The sequence below is a fragment of the Arthrobacter rhizophilus genome (assembly GCF_026241105.1).
In the GTDB taxonomy this organism is placed as follows: Bacteria; Actinomycetota; Actinomycetes; order Actinomycetales; family Micrococcaceae; genus Arthrobacter.
On the sequence record NZ_JAPFFT010000047.1, the window covers coordinates 1 to 20,853 of the forward strand.

Annotated in this window: 19 protein-coding genes; 5 read left to right on the top strand and 14 right to left on the bottom strand. The window is 64.0% G+C overall.

What is annotated here, in order from left to right; genetic code table 11:
- Positions 1 to 137 precede the first annotated feature (137 nt).
- The 3 genes from OOZ51_RS21160 to OOZ51_RS21170 form a co-directional block, all read right to left on the bottom strand.
- On the bottom strand, positions 138 to 1,415 hold the full coding sequence (locus tag OOZ51_RS21160) for an ABC transporter substrate-binding protein (RefSeq protein WP_265981890.1): 1,278 nt from the start codon (positions 1,413 to 1,415) through the stop codon (positions 138 to 140).
- A gap of 85 nt (positions 1,416 to 1,500) precedes the next feature.
- The gene (locus tag OOZ51_RS21165) at positions 1,501 to 2,322 is read right to left on the bottom strand and encodes a carbohydrate ABC transporter permease (protein WP_265981892.1); all 822 of its coding nucleotides are present in this window, start codon (positions 2,320 to 2,322) and stop codon (positions 1,501 to 1,503) included.
- Positions 2,319 to 3,278, bottom strand: coding sequence for a carbohydrate ABC transporter permease (locus tag OOZ51_RS21170; protein WP_265981894.1), 960 nt, complete (start codon positions 3,276 to 3,278; stop codon positions 2,319 to 2,321). Before OOZ51_RS21170 ends, OOZ51_RS21165 begins: the two co-directional genes overlap by 4 nt.
- A 327-nt stretch (positions 3,279 to 3,605) precedes the next feature.
- Between OOZ51_RS21170 and OOZ51_RS21175 the strand changes: the two genes are divergently transcribed.
- Entirely contained in the window at positions 3,606 to 4,685 is a 1,080-nt protein-coding gene (locus tag OOZ51_RS21175; RefSeq protein WP_265981895.1) for a LacI family DNA-binding transcriptional regulator, read from the top strand.
- Between the two features lie 94 nt (positions 4,686 to 4,779).
- Positions 4,780 to 5,688, top strand: a complete 909-nt coding sequence (locus OOZ51_RS21180; RefSeq protein ID WP_265981896.1) for a hypothetical protein — start codon at positions 4,780 to 4,782, stop codon at positions 5,686 to 5,688.
- Positions 5,689 to 5,834: 146 nt separating this feature from the next.
- Here the strand turns inward: OOZ51_RS21180 and OOZ51_RS21185 are convergent, their stop codons facing one another.
- The 3 genes from OOZ51_RS21185 to xylA are packed head-to-tail and all read right to left on the bottom strand — an operon-like array spanning position 5,835 to position 9,586.
- The gene (locus OOZ51_RS21185; RefSeq protein WP_416346416.1) at positions 5,835 to 6,920 is read right to left on the bottom strand and encodes a Gfo/Idh/MocA family protein; all 1,086 of its coding nucleotides are present in this window, start codon (positions 6,918 to 6,920) and stop codon (positions 5,835 to 5,837) included.
- Positions 6,895 to 8,391, bottom strand: coding sequence for a xylulokinase (gene xylB, locus OOZ51_RS21190; RefSeq protein WP_265981908.1), 1,497 nt, complete (start codon positions 8,389 to 8,391; stop codon positions 6,895 to 6,897). The genes OOZ51_RS21185 and xylB overlap by 26 nt, the downstream gene beginning before the upstream one ends.
- A 4-nt stretch (positions 8,392 to 8,395) precedes the next feature.
- The gene (gene xylA / locus OOZ51_RS21195; RefSeq protein WP_265981898.1) at positions 8,396 to 9,586 is read right to left on the bottom strand and encodes a xylose isomerase; all 1,191 of its coding nucleotides are present in this window, start codon (positions 9,584 to 9,586) and stop codon (positions 8,396 to 8,398) included.
- Between the two features lie 231 nt (positions 9,587 to 9,817).
- Here xylA and OOZ51_RS21200 point away from each other — a divergent pair, with 231 nt between their 5' ends.
- The 3 genes from OOZ51_RS21200 to OOZ51_RS21210 all read left to right on the top strand — a co-directional run bounded on the left by OOZ51_RS21200 (position 9,818) and on the right by OOZ51_RS21210 (position 13,351).
- On the top strand, positions 9,818 to 11,083 hold the full coding sequence (locus tag OOZ51_RS21200; RefSeq protein WP_265981899.1) for an FAD-binding protein: 1,266 nt from the start codon (positions 9,818 to 9,820) through the stop codon (positions 11,081 to 11,083).
- A 10-nt stretch (positions 11,084 to 11,093) separates the two neighbouring features.
- Entirely contained in the window at positions 11,094 to 12,299 is a 1,206-nt protein-coding gene (locus tag OOZ51_RS21205; RefSeq protein WP_265981900.1) for an ROK family protein, read from the top strand.
- A gap of 101 nt (positions 12,300 to 12,400) precedes the next feature.
- The gene (locus OOZ51_RS21210) at positions 12,401 to 13,351 is read left to right on the top strand and encodes an aldose 1-epimerase family protein (RefSeq protein ID WP_265981901.1); all 951 of its coding nucleotides are present in this window, start codon (positions 12,401 to 12,403) and stop codon (positions 13,349 to 13,351) included.
- A 112-nt stretch (positions 13,352 to 13,463) separates the two neighbouring features.
- On the opposite strand, the gene OOZ51_RS21215 is transcribed toward OOZ51_RS21210, so the two are convergent.
- The 8 genes from OOZ51_RS21215 to OOZ51_RS21250 form a co-directional block, all read right to left on the bottom strand.
- Complete coding sequence (locus OOZ51_RS21215) at positions 13,464 to 14,651, bottom strand: 4-hydroxybenzoate 3-monooxygenase (RefSeq protein ID WP_265981902.1); 1,188 nt, start codon at positions 14,649 to 14,651, stop codon at positions 13,464 to 13,466.
- A gap of 116 nt (positions 14,652 to 14,767) precedes the next feature.
- The gene (locus tag OOZ51_RS21220) at positions 14,768 to 15,520 is read right to left on the bottom strand and encodes an IclR family transcriptional regulator (RefSeq protein WP_265981903.1); all 753 of its coding nucleotides are present in this window, start codon (positions 15,518 to 15,520) and stop codon (positions 14,768 to 14,770) included.
- Positions 15,521 to 15,572: 52 nt separating this feature from the next.
- On the bottom strand, positions 15,573 to 16,175 hold the full coding sequence (locus OOZ51_RS21225) for a hypothetical protein (protein ID WP_265981904.1): 603 nt from the start codon (positions 16,173 to 16,175) through the stop codon (positions 15,573 to 15,575).
- Between the two features lie 106 nt (positions 16,176 to 16,281).
- Positions 16,282 to 17,052: a GAF and ANTAR domain-containing protein gene (locus OOZ51_RS21230; protein WP_265981905.1), complete on the bottom strand. Its 771-nt coding sequence runs from the start codon at positions 17,050 to 17,052 to the stop codon at positions 16,282 to 16,284.
- Between the two features lie 93 nt (positions 17,053 to 17,145).
- Complete coding sequence (locus tag OOZ51_RS21235) at positions 17,146 to 18,228, bottom strand: FUSC family protein (protein WP_265981910.1); 1,083 nt, start codon at positions 18,226 to 18,228, stop codon at positions 17,146 to 17,148.
- A gap of 296 nt (positions 18,229 to 18,524) precedes the next feature.
- The gene (gene glyA, locus OOZ51_RS21240) at positions 18,525 to 19,862 is read right to left on the bottom strand and encodes a serine hydroxymethyltransferase (protein WP_323054820.1); all 1,338 of its coding nucleotides are present in this window, start codon (positions 19,860 to 19,862) and stop codon (positions 18,525 to 18,527) included.
- Positions 19,859 to 20,242 (bottom strand): glycine cleavage system protein GcvH, encoded by a 384-nt coding sequence (gene gcvH / locus OOZ51_RS21245; protein ID WP_265981906.1) that lies wholly within the window; start codon positions 20,240 to 20,242, stop codon positions 19,859 to 19,861. The genes glyA and gcvH overlap by 4 nt, the downstream gene beginning before the upstream one ends.
- 62 nt (positions 20,243 to 20,304) lie before the next feature.
- Positions 20,305 to 20,853 (bottom strand): glycine cleavage T C-terminal barrel domain-containing protein (locus OOZ51_RS21250; protein WP_323054821.1); only part of this gene is annotated, 549 nt, incomplete at its 5' end.

The following is a 20,853-nucleotide window of genomic DNA, read 5'->3' on the forward strand; positions in this document are numbered from 1 at the left end:
GCGGGGGGGGGGGGCGGGGGGTGCTGTGGGCCACCCGCTGTTGTGGGCGGGGGGGGGGGGGGGGGGGGCGGGGGCGCCCCCCCCCCCCCCCCCCCGCCAGGTGATCGGGTTATGGCCCGCGTGCGGGCCGAGGAGGCCTAGGAGCCTGAGGTGTAGGCGTTGTCCATTTGCTTCAGGGCGCCGTTAGCGTCCGTCTTGCCGGCCAAGAGATCCTGCACTACCTGGAAGAGGGTCTGCTGGACACGGGCGTTGGGCCAGTTCTGGTCCATGAACGCGTCGGTCTTGCCGCCCTTCTGGTACTGCTGCAGGGTGCTCAGGGCCGGATCAACCTTGAAGCTATCGTTCGGGACCGCCGGGAGGGCCTTGTTGGTCTGGGCGTACAGGTTCATGCCGTCAGGGCTCTCGAGGAAGTTGACGAACTTGATCGCGAGGTCCTTATTCTTGGCGTGCGCGTTCACCCCGTAGGTCGACCCGGCGGCGCCTGCCATACGGGTATCTGCAGCGTTGTCGCCGGCAGGTACCGGGAGCATGGTCAGCTCGGTACCCTTCGGTGCCTGCGTAGTGATCGCGGCGACGGCCGAGTTCACCTGGACCACGCTGAGGGCTTCGCCCTTCGCGACGGCGGCAAGGCTGGCGTTGTAGTCAGTGCCGAGGGGGTTGGCCTGAAAACAGCCGGCCTTTTGCATCTCGACGTACTTGTTGAGCGCGTCGGTCCACTTCGAGTCGCTGAAGGTGGCCTTCTTGTCGGTCATGTCTTGCGGGAAGTTCGGGTTCGGGCCGTATACGAGGGTGGGGGTCAACGCGTACGGGATGAGCTGGGTGACCCAGTTCGTCTGCGCGCCCAGCTCGAAGGCTGCCTTACCCTTGGCCTTCGCGGCGGAGCAGAACTGCAGCAGACCGCTCCAGGTGGTCGGCGGGGTCAGGCCCGCCTGGGTCATGGCCGTCATGTTGTAGACCGCGCCAATACCGGAGAACGTGACAGAGGCACTGAAGGTCTTGCCGTTGTACTGGGTGACCGGCTTGATCCCGGCCGGGAAGCTGTTCGCCCAGGACTGGCTGGAAAGGTCTTCGAGGAAACCGGCCTTGCCGACCACGCGGGTGGCCATGGGGTTGCCGTCCCCCGGCCAGACGAAGACGACGTCCGGGGCGGTTCCCGAGGAGAGCTGGGTGCGTGTGGTGGTCTGGTACTGGTCCAGGGCCGACGTCGTGAACTTCACGTCGACGCCCGGGTTCAGCTCTTTGAACTTGGCCACGACGGCGTCGAGGGCGGGCTTTTCGTTGGTCGTGGCCGCGAGGGTCAGGGTCTTTCCGTCCCCTCCCCCGGCACCGGCGTTGGAACTGCCTCCGCTGCAGGCGGTGAGGCCGAGGGCCGCGGCGACGGCGACCGAGAGGGCCAGAAGGCTCTTCTTGTGCATTGTGTTGCTCTCCTTTGAACTGCAGCGAGGGCGCTGCTTAGTAGGGGCGTGGAAGCCGACGGCGCCACGCGAGTGATGTGCGGGCCTAACCTTTGAGACCGCTGGCGAAGCCCTTGATGATGGTGTTCTGCATCGCGAAGTAGGCGATGAGGATCGGGGCGATGGTGATGACCAGGCCGGCGAAGACCAGGTTCCACTGCGAGACGTACTGGCTGACGAACGAGAACAGTGCGACCGGTACGGTCTGCTGGCTGCTGCCGCTCAGGTACAGCAAGGGGGTCAGGAAGTCGTTCCAGACGTGAAGGACGTTCAGGATGATGACCGTACCGGTGATGGGACGCACCAGGGGGAAGATCACCGAGAAGAAACTCCGCAGTGGACCTGCGCCATCGATCGCGGCGGCCTCCTCGTAGTCGAGGGGAACTGCCCGGATGAAACCGGTGTAGAGGAAGACCGAGAACGGCACCTGCAGGCCGGCGTAGTACAGGACGAGGGAGATCGGGTTGCCCAGCAGGCCCAGGTCCCGGATGGTCGTGTACAGCGGGATGAGGGCAAGCTGGAAGGGCAGGAGCAGCCCCAGCATGAAGACGAAGAACAGCCACTTCGACCATCTCTTCGTCACCCGGGCCAGAGGGTAAGCGGCCAGCGCCGAGATGGCCACGATGATCAGCACGCTGAACACGGTGACGAAGGCGCTGGTCAGGAGGGCCTGGCCCAGGTTGGCCTGGCTCCACGCATCGGAGAAGTTCTGGAACGTGATGTTGGTGACCGGCGCCAGGGGCGAGGACTGGTCGTCCGGCGTCTTCAGGGCCAGGTTGACAAGGATGTAGACGGGGAGGAAGAAGAGGACGCCGACCAGGACCATGACGGCCTCGAGGATGAACGTCTGCCAGGTGTAGCGGTTCACTTGGTGCCTCCCTGCTTGCCGAGGAGCTTGTATTGAGCGGTGGAGAGGATCGCGACGAAGGCGGTCAGGACCAGGGCCATGGCGATGCCGTAGCTGAAGTCGCCGAACTGGAACGCGTTCTTGTAGATCAGGGTGGACATGGTGTCTGTCGAGGTTCCGGGGCCGCCGGAGGTCATGACCCACACCTGGTCAAACAGCTTCAGTCCGCCGATGATCGAGAGCATCAGGTTGATGGTGATCGCTGGAGCCAGCTCCGGGCGCACCACGTACCAGAACCGGCGGAACGGGCCTGCGCCATCGATCCGGGAGGCCTCGAGGACATCCTCGGGAACTCCTTGCAGGCCTGCCAGGAAAATCACCATGGAGTAGCCGGCGAATTGCCAGACCACCGTAGCGACGATGGACCACAGGGCGACGTCGGCATCTCCAAGCCAGTCGTGTTGCAGGGCGCCGAGACCGAAAAACCCCAGGAGCTGATTGATCGCCCCGTCAGGGGTCATGAGGTACTTCCACAGGTACCCGGTGGCCACCGGCGTAATCACTGCCGGCGTGAAGAGGGCCACGCGCAGGATGTTGCGGCTCTTGATCTTGCTGTGTACGCCCAACGCCAGCAGAAGCCCGATGAGGTTCTGCACCACGGTGATCGCGAAGGCGATCAGGAGCGTGTGGACGACGGCGCCGACGCCCCCGGGGTCTTTGAGAAGGCGTTCGAACTGGGCCAGGCCCACGAAGTCCTTGGTGGCCGAGAGGCCGTCCCAGTTGGTGAACGCGTAGGCGGCGCCCTGCACGCTTGGCCACAGGACCACGAACAGGAAGAAGACGAGGGCCGGAACCACGAACCACCAAGGGACCGTACCGATGCGCCGTGCTGTGAACTTCCGGGTGCGGCGGTCAAGGGGCGGAACGGGCGCGGCAGCCTCGGCCACCGCCAGCGACCGGCTCTCTGCCGAGCTCATCGCGCCCCTCCAGGCAATGCGGGCACCGGGGTGCTGATCCAACGAATCACGGGAATCTCTCCATCGAGTAGAAACTTTGGTAATTGAAGCGCTTCATCTGGATCCAGAGTAGGGGTGCGATGTGATCCACGTCAATACCTTTTGAAACGATTTAATTCTGATTCAGCCAAGGTTTACCGACTTGACCGCGTCCACGGGGCCTTCTATCCTTACTTGAAGTCCGAAAATGAAGCGCTTTAGGATGCCAGGCATTGTGATCCATGAACAACGCAGCGTCACGAGGCACGGGATAGATGGCCGGATCGAGAGAGTTGAGGAACGAACCGCGTGACTAGTCAGACCGCAGACGGGGGCCGGGCCCCCAGCATGCAGGACGTCGCGCGCCTCGCCGGAGTATCACTGGGAACCGTGTCGCACGCGCTGAACAAGCCGGAAAAGGTCTCGGCACGTTCGCTCCAGAAGGTCCGCGCGGCAGTCGAGCAGCTCGGCTTCGTCCCGAACAGCGCCGCCCGTTCGCTCGCGGCGGGCAGCAGCAGTACCGTCGGCTTGGTCCTCACAGACATCGACAACTCACTCTTCGTCGACATTGCCAGGGGCGCCGAAGACCAGGCGCGCACCTCGGGCCACGCCCTCCTCCTAGCAAACAGCGACGTCGACTTCAAGCGCCAGGAGTCGTACCTGGATATCTTCGATGAGGCACGGGTGGCGGGCATTCTGTTCACGCCTTTGAACGCAAGCCTGGAAGGTGTTGACCGGGTCCGCCGGCACGGACGCAGGATAGTCCTGGTCAACTATGCTGGCGGCCGTCAGGACTGCTGCGCAGTCCTCTCGGACGAGGAGCACGGCGGTTACATGGCCGCGCGGCACCTCATTGAACTCGGTCGGCGCCGCCTGCTGTTTGCCGGTGGTCCCGAGGAGTTCCACGCCATCAAGGAACGGCGCAATGGCGCCCTTCGGGCTGTGATGGAGGCCGGCAACGCCACCCTCGAGATCATCCCCTCCCGTCGCCTCAAGAGTGATGAAGGGCGCAAGATCGCTGCCGAAGTGACGGACCGGCCAGCGGATCGCGTGCCGGACGGAATCCTTTCGCCCTCAGACCGCATCGCGGCGGGGGTTATCCATGAGCTCATGGCAAGAGGCCTGCGCGTGCCCGAAGACGTGGCTGTGATCGGCTACGACAACAACCAGTTCGCCACCGAAGTCGCCATTTCCATGTCTACGGTTGCCCAGGACGGTCACACGATGGGCGCGGAAGCAATAAGCCTTCTACTCGACGAGATCCGGAATCCCCACCATGAGCACCGCATCCTCACGCTCAAGCCCCGCCTCATCCTCCGCGAGAGCACTCTGGGGTCCGGCGGAAGACCCCTTCCGGAAGAAGACCGCCGGCTGACCCTCGAAGCCTAAGCTGGCCCTGGGGCGAAGTCGCACCCGTCGTCTAGACGTCGGGTGCGTGGCCCCTGAACGACCTGCAGCGGTCGGCGTCTCCTATAGTGACCATATGGCCGAGACACTCCCTAAGCACGAGGAACGAGACATCCGGCGCTACGTCGAAGGCCAGTCCAGGAATGAGGATGACCCGGACGATCCCGACACCAAAGTCACGCTAGTGCAGAAGGTAGGCAGCTATCGGCTAATGGGCACCGATTATGAGATCTACGACGTGCACATGCCGAAGGAGCGATGGTGGGTCATCACAAGCCCGACCAATCTGTACTCTCAGGAGTCTTTCCCTGAGTACGATGTCGCTTTCTCGTTCCATGTTGGCCTGATGCTTCGCGTGATGAACCGTGATCGTGTTGAGATAGACGGCGAAAAGGCTGAAGAAGTCGGCGGGGCCTGGAGGCGCTACGAAGCTGCCGTTGCAGCGATGGACTCAGCTTGCGAGGCAGAGGACTACCAAGGAGTAGCAATCAAATGCCGTGAAGCTTTGCTGGCATTCGGACGTGAGCATCAAGAAGCGGGCTGGATCACCGTCCCGGAGGTGAAACCGAAGGTCAACGACTTCAAGGGCTGGGCGACCCTGTACTCGCAGTGCCTTTCCACAGGTCGAATGCGGCGCTACCTAGGGGAGATTGCTGACAAGACCTGGGACGTTGCTGTGAGTCTCCAGCATGACTCAAACGCGACGGAATGGGACGCCGAGATGCTCCTGGACGCGACCGCGCATGTCTTCCACATGTACTCAACAGCTATCGTCAAGGTCAAAAGGACGCCACCTCGCCGGTGTCCGAAATGCGGTTCATATCGCCTCGTTGTTGATGGCGACATCAGGGTGCGGGAGGGCGAACAAGGTTGGCTCCAGTCGGATGTTTGCTCAGCATGTGGGTACCGAGGCCCGGAGTCATTCGAGTCATGGGCGCACGTTGACGACGAATTGGGAGAAACTGGGGCAGCGAATGCCGATTAGGGACGTCGAGCTGACATGAGTCGCGCCCCGGCCGTCCGGATCGGCGACAATACCAATGGTTCTGCGGTGGGATCTGAGAGCTTTTTTCCTTGCAAGGGGCGATACTCAGCCAATGGTGAACGTCCTATCGCGAGCGCCGCCCCGCCTTAGTCCGCGGGGTACTTGATTCCCGCCTGGGCACGCGCCGCGTCCAGCAAGGCCATAGTGGCCAATGTATCTGCCAGCGGCATCGTGGGGCACTCGTGAAGGCCCTGTTGCAGGCAGCGAATCACTTCGCGCAACTGGTACGTGTAGCCATGGCCGGCCAGGGTGAATTTCTCCACCCGTTGTTCTCCGGAGCCGGAGGTGATGGTCAGCTCGGTCGGATTGAACAGCGGGGCATTGCAACGCAGCATCCCCTTCGTGCCGCACACAGTCGCCGTTTGTGGTGTTGATGCGGTCAACGAGGTCATGGCCTGGACCTGGGCACCGGAGGAATAGGACAGCGTCAGCGCGGTCTCGGAATCCACTCCGCCATCGGTGAGATGTGCCGTAGCCATGATGGACTGGGGGCGTCCCAGGCTGATCAGCGCCCAGGTCAAGGGATACACACCCACATCCATCAGGGCGCCTCCCCCGTCTTCGCGCCTCCACAACCGGGATTCTGGATTGTGCGGCGCCGGAAATCCGAGGTCAGCTTGCAGCCACCGGACCTCGCCGAGTTCGCCGGATGCGATGATTTCCGCGGCCCGTTGCACGCTGGGCAGGAATCGGGTCCACACGGCCTCCATCAGAAACAGGCTTTTATCCTTGGCCAGCCGGACCAAATCCTCCGCTTCCCTGGCGTTGATGGTCAGCGGCTTCTCACACAGGACGTGCTTCCCGGCTTCGAGGGCCGCCTTCGCCACAGCGTAATGGCTTGCGTGCGGCGTTGCCACGTAAACCACGTCCACCGCGGGGTCCTGGAGCAGACGCTGGTACCCCGGAAGCCCGCCGTCGTCACCGTAGGCGCTCTGGAAGCCGTGTTCGGAAGCAAACGCCTCCGCGTTTTCCTGGGTCCGGGAACTGACGGACTGCAGAACGGCGTCGTGCAGCAGCGCAAGGTCACTGACGACGGTGGAGGCGATCCGCCCGGTGGAAATGACTCCCCACCGGACGGGACTTCCTGATGCAGGCACAGGGTCCTGGTTCTTGGAATCAAGAAGCGGTGTCCTGGCGAGCAGCGGTTCAGTTGCCGGTATCAATGCAGGCACTGGCCTTCCTGTAGTTCTGGGGGATGGAAGCCCGGAAATCCGGCCGGGGCGCGGCATCCACCGCCACCGGCCAGTCCGGTCGGTGCCCTGCGAACGCCCACGCCGCCTGGACGGCAGCGCCGCGGGCCACGTATTCGCCGGGGCTTGGAACCACGACGGGAAGGTCGAACACCTGCGCCGCAATCCGCTGCACGGCAGGATTCTGCACGGCACCGCCGATCAGCAGCAACCGCTCCGCACGGCCGCCTTGGGTACGCAACGCATCGAGCCCTCCAGCGAGCCCGCACAGCATGCCTTCGATGGCCGCCCGCGCGATGTTTGGCCGGGTGGTGGAGGCGATGCTGAGGCCATGGAAACTGGCCTTCGCATGAGGCAGGTTGGGCGTCCGTTCCCCTTCGAAGTACGGCACCAGCACCACGCCTCCCGCACCAGGTTCGGCCTCCAAGGCGAGCCGGGAAAGCCCGTCGAAGTCGACGTCGAGCACTGCCGCAACCGAACTGAGCACACGGGCGGCGTTCAGCGTCACGGCGATCGGCAGGTACTCCCCACTGGCATCCGCGAAGCCTGCAACGGTCCCGCTCGCATCATGCCCCGGTGAAGAGTCAACGGCGAACACGGTGCCGCTGGTGCCCACGGACACGACGACGTCGCCGGGTTTGGCTCCGAGGCCCAGTGCCGCGGCGGCGTTGTCTCCCGCCCCGACACCGAGCAGGATTCCGCCACCCAACGCATCGCTTGCGCCACCGAAACACGCCGGGTGCACGCGGCCTGCGGTTTCGCCCGGGCCCAGCACGCGGGGAAGAACGACGACGCCGGGCGCCGCCGTCGCTGTCCTGCCCGAGGCTTCCCGGGCGTCTTGGCCAAACGCCAGCTTGAACAGGTCCAGATCGTAGCGTCCGGTCAGCGGACTCCAGTAGCCGGTACCGCTGGCGTCCGAGCGGTCGGTGGTCAGCTCGTCCAAGTGCGGCCCCAACGGGCTGGAGCCCGCCGGGCCGTAACCGCGGAGACGCCATGTGAGCCAGTCGTGGGGAAGTGCGACGGCGGCCACCCTGGCCATGCTTTCGGGTTCGTGGTCCCTGATCCACCGGATCTTGGTGATGGTGAAGGATGCCACGGGCACCAGCCCCGTCCGCCGTGCGAAGTCTTCCGCCCCCACTTCGGCCGTGAGGTCCTCGGCGGATCCGGCCGAGCGCGTGTCGTTCCACAGCAGCGCCGGCCGCACCACATTGCCTTCGCGGTCCAGCAGCACCATGCCGTGCTGCTGGCCGCCCACGGACAGTGCGCTGACATCGGCGAGGCCACCGGCGTCGTCGAACGCTTCGGAAAGCGCCCGCCACCACTCGTCCGGATGGATTTCTGTTCCATCCGGGTGGCTCGCCCGGCCCGAACGGATGAGCGCACCGCTTTCCGCGTCCAGGACCACCACTTTGCAGCTTTGAGTAGAGGAATCAACCCCGGCAACCAGCGTCATGAGATCAACGCGCTCCGAGTAGGTGCTCAATGAAGAGCTGCTGAAGCTTGACGAATCCGAAGCCCTTGCCGCCAAAGTAGGCGTCGGCGTCGAAGTCCTCATAGGCGGACCTGTCCGCCCGCAGCTGCTCGTAGCCTTCGCCCAGGTTCAGGGTGGGTTCGTTGATTTCGGCCACCCGTGATGCCTGGAGGGCTTCCTGCACCTCGGGGTCGGCGCGGAATGCCTTGGCGCGCTCCTTGAGGAGCAGGTAGGTCTGCATGTTTGCGGCTGCAGAGTCCCACACGCCGTCGATGTCCTCGGTGCGGCTGGGCTTGTAGTCGAAGTGGCGCGGGCCCTGGTAGGACGGGCCACCGTCGGGACCGCCGTTTTCGAGCAGGTCCACCAAGGAGAACGCGTTCTGCAGGTCGCCGTGGCCGAACACCAGGTCCTGGTCGAACTTGATGCTGCGCTGGCCGTTGAGGTCGATGTGGAAGAGCTTTCCTTGGTACAGGGCCTGGGCGATGCCGTGTGTGAAGTTCAGGCCTGCCATCTGCTCGTGGCCGGTTTCGGGGTTGATGCCCACGAGCTCCGGGCGTTCCAGTGTTTCGATGAATGCCAGGGCGTGGCCCAGGGTGGGGAGCAGGATGTCGCCGCGGGGTTCGTTCGGCTTCGGTTCGATGGCGAAGCGGATGTTGTAGCCCTTGTCCGTGACGTAGTCGCCCAGCAGGTTCACGGCCTCGCGGTAGCGTTCCAGGGCGCCGCGGATGTCCTTGGCGGCGTCGTATTCGCTGCCTTCACGGCCGCCCCACATCACGAAGGTTTCGGCGCCGAGTTCAGCGGCGAGATCGATGTTGTCCAGCACCTTGCGCAGGGCGAAGCGGCGGACGCCCCGGTCGTTGCTGGTGAAACCGCCGTCCTTGAAGACGGGGTGGCTGAACAGGTTGGTGGTGACCATGGGAACGATCATCCCTGTGGCCTTGAGGGCCCCTTGCAGACGGTCGATTTCGCGCTGGCGATCGGCCGCCGAGCAGCCGAAGGGGAACAGGTCGTTGTCGTGGAAAGTGATGCCGTAGGCACCAAGATCGCTGAGCCGGTTGATGGCTTCCACGGTGTCCAGAGGCGGGCGGGTGGCCGAGCCGAATTGGTCCTGCGCCTCCCATCCCACGGTCCAAAGGCCGAACGAGAACTTGTCTTCACGGGTGGGCTGAATCGTCATTGAGTGCTCCGAGTAGTTGGGTGGCTTTGCCCGCTAGGGCCAATTGTTTCGCTATCCAACATATTACGAATTCGTGTGATGTCAACCACCTTCGCCAACAAAACTTTGGGACAGTCGACTCGAAAGTGCGCGAAAGTTCTGGTGCGGCAGCCGACGCGCTGTTATGTTGTTGTAAACATCAAATAAGGCCGAGGGCTTCTGAACCGAGGCCCCTGAACGAAGGATTCAACCGTGACTGATCAGCTGGTGGCGGAACGCAACTGGGCAGGAAACTACAGCTACCAGGCACCGCAGATCGCCCACCCCGCAAGCGTGGAGGAACTTCAGGAGCTGGTGGCAAGCGCCCGGCAGATCCGGGCGCTGGGTTCGCGGCATTCTTTCAACTCCATCGCGGACACAGCCGGCACCCTCGTTGTGCTGGACCGACTTGATCCGGACATCAGCGTGGATGCGGCGAACATGACCGTCACGGTGAGCGGTGGTACGCGGTATGGGACGCTCGCGGCGGAACTCCAGCGTCAAGGATTCGCCCTTCACAACCTGGCATCGCTCCCCCACATATCCGTCGCCGGAGCTGTCGCCACTGCCACGCACGGCTCCGGGGACGCCAACGGCAACCTGGCCACTGCCGTCGCGGGCCTTGAGCTTGTCACTGCGGACGGCAGCATCCACACCGCGCGCCGCGGCGACGCCGACTTTGACGGCATGGTGGTGGGGCTCGGCGCATTTGGCATCGTCACCAAGCTGACCCTGGACATCCAACCAAGCTTCGACGTCGCACAGAGCGTCTTCGAAAACCTCAACTGGAATCTCGTCCTGGATAGCTTCGACCAAATAACCTCTTCCGCCTATAGCGTCAGCCTCTTCACCGACTGGAGTGGAGAGACAGTCGGCCAGGCCTGGCTCAAAAGGCGCAGCATCGATCCAGCCCTGGAAACGTCAGATTTCTTCGGCGGTACTCCGGCAACCGAGGCCCGGCATCCCCTTCCCGGCGTCTCCGGAAGCAACTGCACCCAGCAGCTCGGCATCCCTGGGCCATGGTCCGACAGGCTGGCCCATTTCAAGATGGAATTCACTCCGAGCCAGGGTGACGAACTCCAGAGCGAGTACCTCATCCCCCGGGAGCACGCCGTGGACGCGCTCCGCACCATGCGCCGGCTTTCCGACGTGGTGACTCCACTGCTCCTGATTGGCGAGATCCGCACGGTTGCTGCGGACCAACTCTGGCTGAGCCCCAACTACGGCCGCGCCGGCATCGGTTTGCACTTCACCTGGCGCCAGGACCAGCCGGCGGTCGAGGCCATCCTGCCGCTGCTGGAAAAAGAACTTGCCCCGTTCGCCGCCAGGCCGCACTGGGGCAAGCTGTTCAACGCCGGTGCTGCCGCCGTCGCGCCCTTATACCCCCGCTTCGGCGACTTCATCGCTCTGGCCGACCGACTGGATCCTTCCGGAAAGTTCCGCAACACCTTCCTGGACCGCACGGTGTTTGGGAGCTGATATTGTCGCGATGATGCCCTCCCCCACCCGAAATCCCGCCACAGCCAGCGAGCCCGATCCGTCGCGGCGAAACAACCTGGCCCTGCTGACATCCCTGGTCCATCACAACGGCGTGCTCAGCCGCGCCCAGCTGACCAAACGCACAGGCCTAAACCGGTCCACGGTAGGGACGTTGATAGCCCAACTCGTGAACCTGGAAGTGGTGTATGAGACGGCGCCCTCGGGTGAATCCCAAGTGGGTAGACCCAGCCCCATCGTTCATCCTCGGCCATCCATAGCTGCCCTTGCGGTCAACCCGGAGATCGACGCTGTCACTATCGGTCTTGTCGGCCTCGGTGGGAAGGTACAGAAGAAGATCCGTTTCGACACCGAGCGAATCCCGACGGCCAAGGAAGCCGTGAACATTGCGTCTGCCGTGATCGCCGGGATGCGGTCCGAACTCGACACTTCGTATCGGGTCAAGGGCGTGGGCATCGCAGTGCCCGGGCTCGTCAACCGCGACGACGGCGTGGTGCGGCACGCCCCGCACCTGGGCTGGCGCAATGTGCCCGTGGCCGCGATGCTCAGCGAAGCCACCGGTTACCCCTGCCACGCGGCGAACGACGCATCGCTGGGCGCGGAAGGTGAGCTCCTCTTCGGTGCCGGGGCGGGGCAGAAGAACCTGGTCTACCTCAACGGAGGAGCCAGCGGCATCGGCGGCGGAATTATCGCTGACGGGGAATTGCTTCGCGGAGCTTCGGGCTACGCCGGGGAACTCGGACACACTTTTGTCCGCTCGTCCGGCAAGGCTTGCCACTGTGGTGCCACTGGCTGCCTCGAAACCGAGGTGTCCCAGTCGCCGCTTTTCGAAATCGCCGGCCTGGGTGGTGGCGATGCGGGCCAACTCGAGCAAGCGCTTCGTGGAAGCAGCAGCGAAGCCGTGGCCACGGAAGTCGCACGCCAGCTCGAATATTTGGGCCTGGCCCTACGGAACGCAGTGAACACTTTCAACCCGGAAGCGATCGTCCTGGATGGCTTCCTTGGTGTCCTGCACGCTCTGTCGCCAGGGACGCTGGACAACCTGCTCCGGTCCCAGGCCATGGACGGACCGGCAGGCCAGGTGAAGATCTACCGAGCCGCCCTCGGCTCGGATCTGATGATGATCGGAGCCGCCGAACTGGCCTTCACGCAATTCCTCGCGGACCCAGCGGGCGTCTTCCCTACTCCTACTCCTTAGTCAGGCCAACCATGCTGAATCAGGCACCCTCGCTTAATCAGGCACCCTCGCTTAATCAGGCACCGCCCAATCAGGCGCCGCGTCACCGCGCACCATCACCAATGGGCGAGCACTTTGAACTCACGGCGAGCATCGGCGGCCGCAGCCAGCGCGTAGTAGTGACGGAAGTCGCCGCGAGCTTGCGGGAGCTCGACGTCGACGGTGTGGCCCTCGTTCAGGACTACCCTGCCGATGCCCAACCGCCGTGGTGCGCCGGCTGGGTCCTGGTCCCGTGGCCGAACCGGGTGGCCGGGGGCACGTGGAGCTACGACGGCGTTGCCCAGCAACTCGACATCACGGAGCCAGAAAACGGCAATGCGTTGCACGGGCTGCTGACCCGCACCCCGTACGGACTTAGTGCGCTCACCGCGGACAGCGTCACGCTCGACGCCGGGCTCTCACCGCAGCCGGGATACCCCTTTGAGCTGGCGACGTCGGTCCGCTATCAGCTCGTGGAGGACGGGCTGCTTGTCACGCATCGCCTGGAAAACACGGGCCACCGATCCGCGCCGGTCGCGCTGGGCGCGCATCCGTTCCTCCGCCTGGGCAGCGTACCGACGGAGGAGCTCACGCTCTACATCAACGCCGATACCCACATCGAGGTGGACGAACGCCTGAACCCGAGCGGAGTCACCACGGACGTCAGCGGAACCCGGAACGATTTCCGCACAGGCCAGGTAGTTGGCACCGTGGACCTCGACGACGCCTGGGGCGATGTCCGCCGCGACGACGATGGAAGCTCCCTGCACTATCTGGAGGCGCCCGATGGCAGCCAAGTGCAGCTGTTCATGGATGCCTCCTTCGGCTATGTCCAGGCCTTCACCACTACGGAGTTCGCCACCCACGGCGGCATGGTGACCGCCGTCGCCGTCGAACCCATGACGGCACCCGCCGATGCCTTCAACAGCGGCGAAGGACTGCGCTGGCTGGAACCCGGCGAGGTCTGGGAAGCCAGCTGGGGCATCTGGTACCGGGCGACGCGCAAATTGCTGGCTGACGCGGAAAAGGCCTGACGACACTCGAATTTCCGTCGCGCCAGGCATTCGGAGTCGCGCCAGGCATTCAGGGTCGCGCCAGGCATTCGGAGTGTCGACAAGCGTTCAGTCCGCGCGTCGATCGGCGGGGCTACTTCGCCCCCGGCCAGCCCGTGTACGACTCCGCCAAGTACGCCCGCGCGTGCGGGGAGGAGACCACGGAGTGGAGCTCGCCGAGCTGGCGCGCCCTCCCGAAGTCGTCCGAACCTGGAACAGTGTGAAGCATGGACGTCATCCAGTAGGAGAAGTGCTGGGCCTTCCAGACGCGTTCCAAGGCACGGTCGCTATATGACTCGAGAAGCGCGTTGGAACCCTTTGAGTAGAAGGACTCGAGGCCTTCGAAGAGCACCTTGACGTCGTGGAGAGCCAGGTTCAGCCCCTTGGCACCAGTCGGCGGGACGGTGTGGGCGGCGTCGCCGGCGAGGAACAGGTTCCCGTGGCGCATTGGGGTGTGGACGAAGCTGCGGAACGGCAGGACCATCTTTTCGAGGACCGGCCCCTCCTTGAGCTCAAAGCCGTTTCCGTTGACGCGCTTGCGGAATTCGGACCAGATGCGCTCGTCGTCCCAGTCGGCCACGTTTTCCTTGGGGTCGCACTGGAAGTACATGCGCTGCACATTCTCGGTGCGCTGGCTGATCAGTGCGAAGCCGTTCTCGGAGTTGGCGTAGATCAGTTCATCCGAGCTGCGCGGAGCCTGGGCCAGGATGCCGAACCAGGCGAACGGGTATTCGTGGAAGTACCACTTACGGTTCGCTTCCGGGATCTGGAAGCGGCAGTGGCTGCGGGATCCGTCGGCACCCACCAGGAAGTCCGCCCGGATCTCGAATTCCTGGCCCTCGGAGTCGGTGAACCAGACTTTCGGCTTGCCTTCGAGGTCGTGGATGGTGGTGTCCGTGACGCTGTACTGGACGTCACCGCCGTCGTTCTTTCGCCGTGCGGCGAGGTCGAGAAACACGTCGGTCTGCGGGTATAGCCAGACCGATTCCCCCACGAGTTCCTTGAAGTCGATGCGGTGGCTTTCCCCGTTGAACCGCAGTTCGATACCGTCGTGCCTGTCGCCGTCGCGCAATACGCGGTCGGAAGCGCCGCTTTCCACAAGCAGGTTCACGGAGCCGTGTTCCAGGATGCCCGCGCGGACTGTTTCGGCGATCTGCTGGTGGCTGCGGACCTCTATGACAGTGGATTCGATCCCCGACTTGGCCAGCAGGTGGGAGAGCATGAGGCCGGCCGGGCCCGCGCCCATGATGGCTACTTGGGTGGTGATGATCTTGCGTGCCATGCGTGTTCCTCGCTTCATTGCGGAACCGCTGCTGGAGGGCTGCGGTGGGTTCTGCTGATCAGTGTGACCCCCACCGCATGGTCGATGTTAGGCAAATTCCGTTCAACGGAAATTCGCTAAGCCTTCCGCTGCTGCCCGAGCTGCCGCCCGATGCCGCGAGCCGCGGTCTGCAGCGCCGGGACCAGCGCCTGAAGGCGCATCTCAGCAAGCGGAACCACGACGCCGAGCGCAGCCACAGCGCGCCGCTTACCGTCCACGACCGGCACCGCGATGCCCCACGTGTCCGGATCCACCACACCGGCGAGCTGCGCGTACCCTTGCTGGGCGGTTTCGGCCAAAAGGTGACGGACGACGTCGGCCGTCACCTTTCCGGCAGGATCGCTGAACTGCTTGAGGTACTCAGCCTGTTGCTCGCGTGGCTGGTTCGCCATCAGCGCGAGCCCGGCCGAGGAAATATGAACGGGCATGCGGCCTGCCACACGGGCGCGGTTTGCCACGGATCCCCGGCGGGACAGCCGCTCAACGAACAACGCCTCCCAGCCGTCCAGCACGGCGAGGTTCACGTTCTGGTTCAAGACCTGCTGGATGTCCTCCATGAATGGCAAGGCGGTTTGCCGGAGGGCGAGGGTGGGTGAATTGCGGTTGACGAGTTCCCACAACCGCAGGCCCAGGCGGACATTTCCGCCAGAGGCCAGCTCCAGGAGCCCATGATCGGCGAGTTGCCGGACCAAGCGATGGGCGGTTGTGAGCGGCAAGCCGGCAGTGTCCGCGAGTTCGGAAAGCTGCAGGGACGTGGAGCCTTCCGGGAAAGCTTCAATGATCCGGACGATGCGATCCACCACGGAATCGCCGGACGCGGAGTTGGCCACGGGGCGCTTCCCACCTTCCTATGGATTCCATTGAATGGTTCCACGCTCCAGCTTACACAGGCTCGGCCGGAGAGGCGGGCGCGCTTTCCGTAAGGGTCTTCTCAACGGGATCCGCCTTGGCATCCTGGGTGTTCCGCCGCGAGATTTCCATGCCAATCGCGTCGTAATGCGCCAGCAACTCCGGGCCTGCATGGGTGGCGGGCTGGTCCAGCATCCCAAAAGCGAAATCGCTGGCGGCGAGAAGTTCGTCGTCGGAGTACTTGTCCAGTGGCTGGAAACCCCCGGCATCGATCGAGGCGGCGAACTCGCCGGTGATCTCGACAAATTTCGACCCCGGCTCGGCCTCAACGGGAAGGCCGGCAGGCCGATACATGAATTCCAGTGAAACTCCGGATCCAGTGGCAAGTCCCACTTCCGTGGCCCCACCGTCGATCGAGTTGAGGTCGTTACGGAGTCCCGCCAAGGCCTGCGATTCCACAAGCGCGGCGCGGGAAAAGCCCACTCTGATGTGGGAAGTGATGCCCATTCGCCGGATCCGGCGGACGATGTGAACGAGGGCGGGGCGGGAATCCTCGTTGAGGCTCCCCCGCACGTCTATCTCAACTGCGTCCGAAGAAACATCGAACTTTACGAGGGCGTGCAATCTGCGGTCCATAGGTACTCCAAAAAAGGGTGTCTATGGCCGGCTGCTCAACCTCAAGAAGCGTAGCCTGTGGCACCCTGTTGCACAACCCGCGTTGCCCCACCGAATAAGTCCGGACTCATCCCGCCCGGTTGCGTCCCTGGCGGCGGTCCGGTTCCTCGAAATGAGTCAGGGTGCCCGCCGCGTCGACAGAATCCACCAAGGACTTGGCGATATCGCGCATTTTCACGTTGCGATTGCTTGAGGCGTCTGTCAGGATCCGGACAGCGTCCTCTTGGCTGCAGCGGCTCTGTGCCATGACAACTCCCACCGCGATGTCGATGATCGTGCGGGACTCCATCGCCGCCCGGAGATTCTTGGCGCTGTCCGCGTGGAGTGCGAACCTGACGGCAAGACGCAAGGCCTGCGATACCTCGCGGGTGTACCCCCGGGCGCGCTCGGTGGCCCTTTCGTCGAACTTGTACGGGGCTTCGGAGTACAGGTTGAGCGCGGCCTTCGCCTCTCCCTCGAGGTTGAAAGGCAACGACAGCACCGACCTCAGTCCGTAGGACGCAACAGCAGTCGCATAGTCAGGGCCCCAGCGATCCTCTTCAAGAAGATCCGGGACGTGGACTTCCCGTTCCTCTTCGGCGGCTGTCAGGCATGGCCCTTGGGCCAAGGAATACTGGATCTCGTCCACTTCGCGGGCCACATCACTGCTCCACCCAACCGTGACGGCCTTGCGCTGGCGCAACAGCGTGATCCCGCAAAGCGCATCATCGCCGTCGCCCGCCATCTGGTGGGCAGAAAACCGTGCCAATTCATTGAGGAAGTCCTCGAAATCGGTACTCTCCAGGATCAGGTTCTGGATTTGGTCAATGGTGGTCGGGGTGGAATCTGCAGGGAGCATGGCGCGTTCTCCAGGTGAATGTGCTGATGGGGGCATGTGGAAATGATAAGTCCCCTTACACAAGGTCCCACACGGCGGCCCAATCGGAAACGCCTAGCTGAAACCGGCTTCGTTTTCGAATGGAATTTCTTCAGCGCGCTCGGCCCGGAGCCGGGACCACGCCGTCGGCGCCAATACCACCACGACTCCGACGACGGCCCCGATCACCGTCTCCACGATGCGGTCCCGCAGCAAGAGCCTAGGCGGGACGTTGGCCACTAGCAGAGTGGAAATGAGCGCCAGCGGCGTGACGAAGATCTGTGCCACGAGATACTGGCGGGCAATGAAGAGCTCGGCTCCGAACTGGCACACGGCAATGACCAACACCATTTGCCACGGCGCCGGACCTAGCCAGAGGATGCCAGCCAACACCAGCAGACCCAACACGGTACCGACGATTCTCTGGATGCCCCGCTGCACCCGGTGCCGGGTGCTGCGGCCCACCAAAGGAACCACCGCTGCCACCATGGCCCAATAGCCATGTCCGAACCCGAGCCATTGACCAGCCAAGGTGGCAAGTGTTCCGGCCAACCCGGCGGCGACGAAGTAGCCCAAGCCTTCCAACCACGCTGCCCGGATTTCCTGCGGCAACAGCCGTTCCGCCAGCGGCCGCTTCCAAGGCGTCCGGTGGCTCGGGACCAGCTGCGCCGACATTCCGATCAGCAATGCCAACACCGCAGTCAACACGGCGGCGAGCATCCCTTCCCAGAGCGGCGGCTGCTGCGGAACGGAGGCGATCGCGGCGAAAGCGAAAATATGGAACAGGGAACCTGCCGGGCGGAGCCGCCACAGTGCTGTCACTACGGAACAAAATGCTGCAACCAACGTGGTGCCGAGCGTGAGGATCCACACGTACGCGTCCGTGCCCTGTCCAACCCGGGCGGTCAGGGTAGCCAGAAGGATGATGGCCAGCAGCAGCGAACCTGCTCGGAGCTGGCTTCGAAACCGGTGGCTGTGCGGCTCGTTGCGGCCATAGATATTCGTGAATGCGGCAAAGCTGGCGAAGACTACAAGGTCCAGCCGTCCGAACAACACGAGGGTGATCAATGGCAGGAAGACGCCCACCGCGCAGCGCACAGCAGGGTGGTGGTCCTTGTTGCCGGGACCGATCCTGAACATCTCTGCCAGGGCGTTCAACGGATTGCCTGCCTCTGTTTGCTTCTTTTTGAGGGTTGTGCTGCTCAACTAATACTGCTCGACGGCGGCACTGACATCCGTTACGAGCTTACGCCGGGCGGCTCAACGTAGACCGATCAGCTTCCGTTGGATGGAAAACCTCGGGCGTCCGCATTCGACGATGTTGACGGCGAGGCCGCCCATGGCGGTTTCCTAACTAGATATGTGGTCGGGGGCGGTGGGAAGGTGAGCGGCGCGGCCCCGGCGGGCCGTTGGATCCGACAGGCTTGCCGGACCCAACGGGCCAATGGAGAACCTCAGCTGAGGTTCGCCACGCCCGGGTAGAGCGGGTGCGCGGCGGCGAGGGCCTCCACGCGGTGACGCAGGCCGGAGAGGTCCGCGTCGGCGTCGGCGATCAGTGCCTCGGCGATGATGTCCGCAACCTCGCGGAACGCTGCCTCGCCGAATCCGCGCGTTGCCAGTGCCGGGGTGCCGATCCGCAGACCGGAGGTCACCATCGGCGGGCGCGGGTCGAACGGAACCGCGTTGCGGTTGACGGTGATGTCGATCTCGGCGAGGCGGTCCTCGGCCTGCTGGCCGTCGAGTTCGCAGTTGCGCAGATCCACGAGCACCAAATGCACGTCCGTGCCACCGGAAATCACGGAGATCCCCTTGGCAGTGACGTCGGGCTGGATGAGGCGCTCGGCCAGGATCCGGGCACCGGCCAGAACGCGCTCCTGGCGTTCCTTGAACTCTTCCGAGCCGGCGATCTTGAAGGCCACGGCCTTACCGGCGATCACGTGCTCCAACGGACCACCCTGCTGGCCCGGGAAGACAGCCGAGTTGATCTTCTTGGCGATGTCGGCGTCGTTGGTCAGGATGATGCCGCCGCGCGGACCGGCGAGGGTCTTGTGCGTCGTGGACGTCGTGACGTGAGCGTGCGGGACCGGGGACGGGTGCAGGCCGGCGGCCACCAGGCCGGCGAAGTGCGCCATGTCCACCATCAAATACGCGCCCACCAGGTCCGCGATCCGGCGGAACTCGGCGAAGTCCAACTGGCGCGCATACGCGGACCAGCCGGCCACGATCAGCGCCGGCTTGTGCTCCAGGGCCAGGCGCTCCACCTCGGCCATGTCGATCCGGTGGTCCTCTTCGCGGACCTGGTACGGCACGACGTTGTACAGGCGGCCGGAGAAGTTGATCCGCATGCCGTGGGTCAAGTGCCCGCCGTGCGCCAGGTTCAGGCCCATGATCGTGTCACCCGGCTTAATGAGGGCGTGCATCACCGAAGCGTTTGCCTGGGCACCGGAGTGCGGCTGCACGTTCGCGTACCCGGCACCGAAGAGGGCCTTCACCCGGTCGATCGCGAGCTGCTCGATGACGTCCACGTGCTCGCAGCCACCGTAGTAACGCTTGCCCGGGTAGCCCTCGGCATATTTGTTGGTCAGAACCGAGCCCTGCGCCTGCATGACGGCCACGGCGGTGTGGTTCTCGGACGCGATCATTTCCAGGCCTGAACGCTGACGGTTCAGCTCGTCGTCGATCTTCGCAGCGATCTCCGGATCCAGCTCGGACAAGAGCGTGTCCAGGCTGGGCGAAATTACCTGCTCGAACACAGCGTTCTCGGTGCCTGCGGCCCCGGTTGCGGCGCTCACAGCTCGCCACCGTTGGCGGTTGCGTACTCTTCAGCGGACATAAGCGGGCCATGTTCGATCACGGCCACCTTGAAAAGCCAGCCCGCACCATACGGATCGTTGTTGATCAGCGCAGGATCGTCGACGACGGCGGAGTTCACTTCCGTGACTTCGCCCGTCACCGGGGAGTACAGGTCCGATACGGACTTGGTGGACTCAACCTCGCCGCAGGTCTCCCCCGCAGTCACAGCCGAACCGACCTCGGGCAAGTCAACGTACACAATATCGCCGAGGGCATCCGCAGCAACCGCGGAAATCCCAATCCCCTCAGGCCCAGCCCCATCCGAGGCAACCCACTCGTGTTCAGCCGAATACTTCAACTCGGCAGCTACTTTGCTCATCTCATTTCCTTCTCTCTTCTAGTTCACAAGACTTGTTGTTCGGTTGGGGATTTCCAGGTGGACTACTTGGCGCGCTTGTAGAACGGTAGGGCGACGACCTCGAAGGGTTCTGCTTTGCCGCGCAGGTCTACGTCCAGCGCCGTGCCGGGTTCTGCGTGTTCGACGTCGACATAGGCCAGCGCCACCGGGTAGCCGAGGGTGGGGCTGGGCTGGCCGGAGGTGACTTCGCCGACAACCACGCCGTCCTTGAGGACCGGGTAGTGGCTGCGGCCGGCGCGGCGGCCCAGGCCCTTGAGGCCAACCAGCTTGCGGCCGCTGGTGGAACCGGCGCCTTCGGCCTTCAGAGCCTCCAGGGCAGCACGGCCCACGAAGTCGCTTTCCTTGGCCAGCGAAACTACCGGGCCCAAGCCTGCCGCGAAGGGGTTGCCTTCACGGGAGAGCTCGTTGCCGTAGAGCGGCATGCCGGCTTCGAGGCGGAGGGAGTCGCGCGAGGCCAGTCCGGCGGGGATCAGCTCGCCGTCCTCGGCAGCGGCTGCGATGGACTGCCACAGGGCGGAAGCGGCATCGTTGTCCACGAAGATTTCGAAGCCGTCTTCACCGGTGTAACCAGT

Bases quoted from the DNA above. Each gene is read 5' to 3' on its own strand.
- OOZ51_RS21160 (WP_265981890.1), bottom strand. From the start codon at position 1,415: ATGCACAAGAAGAGCCTTCTGGCCCTCTCGGTCGCCGTCGCCGCGGCC.
- OOZ51_RS21170 (WP_265981894.1), bottom strand. From the start codon at position 3,278: ATGAGCTCGGCAGAGAGCCGGTCGCTGGCGGTGGCCGAGGCTGCCGCG.
- OOZ51_RS21180 (WP_265981896.1), top strand. From the start codon at position 4,780: ATGGCCGAGACACTCCCTAAGCACGAGGAACGAGACATCCGGCGCTAC.
- xylB (WP_265981908.1), bottom strand. From the start codon at position 8,391: ATGACGCTGGTTGCCGGGGTTGATTCCTCTACTCAAAGCTGCAAAGTG.
- xylA (WP_265981898.1), bottom strand. From the start codon at position 9,586: ATGACGATTCAGCCCACCCGTGAAGACAAGTTCTCGTTCGGCCTTTGG.
- OOZ51_RS21205 (WP_265981900.1), top strand. From the start codon at position 11,094: ATGATGCCCTCCCCCACCCGAAATCCCGCCACAGCCAGCGAGCCCGAT.
- OOZ51_RS21210 (WP_265981901.1), top strand. From the start codon at position 12,401: ATGGGCGAGCACTTTGAACTCACGGCGAGCATCGGCGGCCGCAGCCAG.
- OOZ51_RS21215 (WP_265981902.1), bottom strand. From the start codon at position 14,651: ATGGCACGCAAGATCATCACCACCCAAGTAGCCATCATGGGCGCGGGC.
- OOZ51_RS21225 (WP_265981904.1), bottom strand. From the start codon at position 16,175: ATGGACCGCAGATTGCACGCCCTCGTAAAGTTCGATGTTTCTTCGGAC.
- OOZ51_RS21230 (WP_265981905.1), bottom strand. From the start codon at position 17,052: ATGCTCCCTGCAGATTCCACCCCGACCACCATTGACCAAATCCAGAAC.
- gcvH (WP_265981906.1), bottom strand. From the start codon at position 20,242: ATGAGCAAAGTAGCTGCCGAGTTGAAGTATTCGGCTGAACACGAGTGG.